We start from the raw sequence: 3,751 nt of genomic DNA, 5'->3' as shown, positions 1-3,751 counted from the left end.
CTGCAGGACCTGCTTGCACAAGACGAGTCGGTTGATCAGTTTGTCGGCGGAACCATCTATCAGGCCTTTCTGAGCGCGACCAATTACCACCGCTGGCACAGCCCCGTCGCCGGCACGATCGTGCGGGCCTTCGTCCAGGAGGGCACCTACTACTCCGAGGCCGACTCCGAAGGCAGCGACGCGGTCGAGCCGACGAATTCGCAGTCCTACATGGCGCATACCGCTGCGCGGGCGATCATCCTCATTGAGGCCGACAATCCTGTCATCGGTCTGGTCGCTTTCGTGCCGCTCGGTATGTCGGAGGTGTCCTCCAGCATTATCGACCCGAGCATCACCCCCGGTTATCACGTCGTCAAGGGCGAGGAACTCGGGTACTTCCAGTTCGGCGGTTCCACGCACTGCGTCATCTTTCGGCCCGGCGTGATCGCTGACTTCGCTCTCGGGGCCATTCCCCAACCGCACGACCCCCACGCGCCGCTGATGCTGATCAACTCGAAGCTCGCCGCCGTAAAGACGATCTAGGTGCGGGCGTGTGAACACATCGCCGGTTACCACAGCGACATCGAGGACTGTCATGTGGGCCGGTTGTATTCGGTGCGGGCTAACAGGGTCAATGAGGCAAGAAACGGGTATCTCCACATTAGCGATATGACCCAGCCCCACCAGAGGAGTTCAAGTGATCGGGACAATTGTTGGCGCCATTGTCATCGGACTCGTCGTGGGTGGGCTGGCCAGGCTCGTCATGCCCGGCAAGCAGAACATTGGAGTCGTGATGACTGTGATACTGGGCGCGATCGGCGCATTCGTTGGAACCTGGGTGTCCTTCAAACTGGGATATTCCAACCAGGATGGCGGATTCAAGATCATTCCGTTCTTGGTTGGCATCGTCGTCGCGTGCATTCTCATCGGCATCTACCTCGGTGCCACCGGGCGTCGCATCACCAATCGGGTGGGACGACGGTAGCGTCTATCACCGCGCGCAGCCGTTGCGGCCGGTGTCTGACAGTCGGAAGTACCCGTGCGATTCGCGTCGGGGGTGAGTGTGTCCGCGGTTTCCGCCAAAACAGATTGTGGCATAACACAATTGGCTAGGGCAACGCGGTGGGGTTGACTGATCGTCTCGATGCCTGGCAGCAGCGTTACCCGGTGTTTGGGTTTCCGCTGGCGGTGATTTACAAATATGTCGACGATCAGGGCAGCTATTTGGCGGCGTTGATCGCTTATTATGCGTTCGTATCGCTGTTTCCGTTGTTGTTGTTGCTATCCACGGTGCTGGGTTGGGTGCTGACGGGTCATCCCGAATTGCGCGCGCATGTGGAGCATTCGGCGTTGAGTGAGTTCCCGGTCATCGGGCCGCAGCTGGATAGGCCGAAACAGCTCAGCGGTGGCGTGGTTGGGATTCCTCGTGGGGGTTCTGGGCGCGCTCTACGGCGGGCTCGGCGGTGCGCAAGCGTTGCAGAATGCGATGAACGCCGTGTGGACGGTGCCGCGTAATGAGCGGCCGGATCCGTTTCGAGCCCGGGGCCGCAGCTTATTGCTGTTGGCAGCGGCAAGTAGCTCTGGGCGCGGTGGCCGCGGCGGTGGGTTGGCAGGTGTTGCAGTCCTTCGGTGTGGTCTACATCGGGCATGTGATTAAAAGCGCGAGCGCCACAAATGCGGTGTTCGCGCTGGTGTTAGGAATGTTGGCGTTCCTGTACATCGCGGCGACTCTGGCGGTGTTGTGCGCGGAGATCAACGTGGTGCGCGTCGAGCGGTTGTACCCGCTGGAGTTGCTTACCCCGTTCACCGACAACGTCGACCTGACCGACGGAGACCGCAGCACCTACGCGGCCAAAGCCGAGGCCGAGCGGACGAAAGGATTTGAAAAGGTCGACGTCACGTTCGGCATACCGCCACACCGCACCGCGACAGAATCAAGTGACCCGCCCACCCCGTCGCCTTGTCGAACGGAGCCGGAAGATCGAACTAATGAACTGGGCTTTTAAGCGATCGGCTTTTAGAGAGTCGGGCAGAGTGTTGCGCGGGATTGATTCAGCTGATGGCCACGGCGTACTGAGTGAAACTCGCTAAGCGACCTGTCCCGGTTCAGCGACCTGCCACGGCAAGCGCAGTCGACACCGCACCCGAAACCCTGCTCATCGTTAGCGCGAGGCGGCCAGATCACGGGTGGCCGGCCCTTCTAGCAGCGTGCCATCCGGCGCGAACCGTGAGCCGTGCAGCGGGCATTCCCACGCCTTGTCGGCGTCGTTCCAGTTCACGATTCCCCCCAGGTGCGGGCATACCGGTGAAACACGGTGCTCGGCGGCGTCGACCCGGCATCTGGCTTCCAGGTGCCACGGGGGTCCGCTCACCACGCCGCCCCCGTCCTCGTTGGGGCTGCGACGGCCGGTGCGTGTCGCCGGGGTGATCCAGCCCTTGGTCAAGTTAAAGCCGACCTGGAGGTTGGATTGCATGGCCGTCAGCAGGCCCGACAGTTCGTGGGCGCTCCAGCTGGCGAACGCGCTGGACCAGTCCATCGGCCCGCCCAGCAAGCGGCTCGATAGCGCCAATGCGGCGGCAGCGCCGTTCGTCATCCCCCACTTGTTGAAACCCGTTGCTATAAAGATGCTTTCGTTGTTCGGCAAAATAGGACCGACATAGGGCAAATCGTCAATCGGAGTATAGTCCTGCGCCGACCAAAATGAGTCTGCACCGCTCCCGGGTAGTGCATGCGCGCCCACGACGATAACTCCTCCAGCGCCTTGGATGGGCTCTTCTCGCGACCGACCGTGTGGCCCGCGCCGCCCACGATCAGCCGCTCCCCGTCGGCGACGGGTGCGTAGCGCACTGAACGCGTCGGTGAGTCGGTGGAAATCATCATCGGCCGAGTAATGTCGCCGGGGACCTTGAAAGCGAAGCAGTAGGACCGGCTCGGCTTCACGCGCGCGAAATAGCCACCGCGGTCCAGGATCGGAATCCCGGTGGCAAGCACCAATTGCGCGGTCTCGATTTCGACCTCGTGCTGCGCGGCGTCGTTGACGTGGACGCGCAGGCTGTTTCCGTGGCCGGACACCCGCCGCACCCGAAAGTGCTCGACCAGCCGTCCGCCGCGCTCGAGTAACTCCACAACTAGTGTGTCCAGGAACGACATAGGATCGAACTGCGCCTGCTCGGCCAGCCGCACGCCGCCGTGATACGGAAACGGCACCTTGGCGTCGGCATCCCACCCGGCGGACAGGCCCACCGCCTGGCACGCCTTTAGTTCGGCGCGTGCGGACGCGACGCCTTTGGCGGACTGGGCATAGGTATAGGCATCCTCGCGCTGCACAGCTACGCCGTGTGACTCGCAGTGGTCAAGCACCCAATCCTGACCTTCACGATTACCGTCCACGTAAGCGCGGGCCACGCCCTTGCCGTGCTTGGACAGGATCTTCGACAGGTGGCTGCCCTGAAGCAAACTGACCTTGGCGGTGGTATTACCCGTAGCGCAAGCACCCACCGTGCGGGCTTCCAACACCAACACGTCCTTGCCGCCGCGAGCCAACAGAACCGCGGTCATCAGCCCGGTGATCCCAGCACCCACGACAATGACATCGACGGACTGGGCGCCACCGTCAAGCTCGCTTGCAGCCCAAGGCTGTCCGACTCGGCCGCTCAGCCACAAGGAAGTCACGAGTGAGTTGATACCCCGGCAGCACCACAGAGAAACGCCGGCTGTCTCGGCTCGAGCCACCGCGGTACCGATCGGACCATGATCCACGGTCGCGAATCC

Annotated in this window: 2 protein-coding genes and 2 pseudogenes; 3 read left to right on the top strand and 1 reads right to left on the bottom strand. The window is 62.4% G+C overall.

The features are described 5' to 3' along the window. From WAN71_RS10275 to WAN71_RS10265, 3 genes and pseudogenes are all read left to right on the top strand, one after another. Positions 1-522: phosphatidylserine decarboxylase (locus tag WAN71_RS10275; protein ID WP_422225230.1), on the top strand; the 522-nt coding region annotated here is incomplete at its 5' end. A 154-nt stretch (positions 523-676) separates the two neighbouring features. Beyond that, entirely contained in the window at positions 677-964 is a 288-nt protein-coding gene (locus tag WAN71_RS10270; RefSeq protein ID WP_422225229.1) for a GlsB/YeaQ/YmgE family stress response membrane protein, read from the top strand. Between the two features lie 137 nt (positions 965-1,101). Continuing rightward, positions 1,102-1,985 (top strand): annotated as a pseudogene (locus tag WAN71_RS10265) (YhjD/YihY/BrkB family envelope integrity protein). Between the two features lie 156 nt (positions 1,986-2,141). Here WAN71_RS10265 and WAN71_RS10260 read toward each other — a convergent pair. After that, positions 2,142-3,652: pseudogene (locus tag WAN71_RS10260) on the bottom strand (FAD-dependent oxidoreductase). Positions 3,653-3,751 lie beyond the last annotated feature (99 nt).

The organism is Mycobacterium sp. (genome assembly GCF_049280035.1).
Classification (GTDB): Bacteria; Actinomycetota; Actinomycetes; order Mycobacteriales; family Mycobacteriaceae; genus Mycobacterium.
The sequence above is the reverse complement of the archived record's forward strand: the minus strand, read 5'-3'. Positions and strand labels throughout refer to the sequence as shown.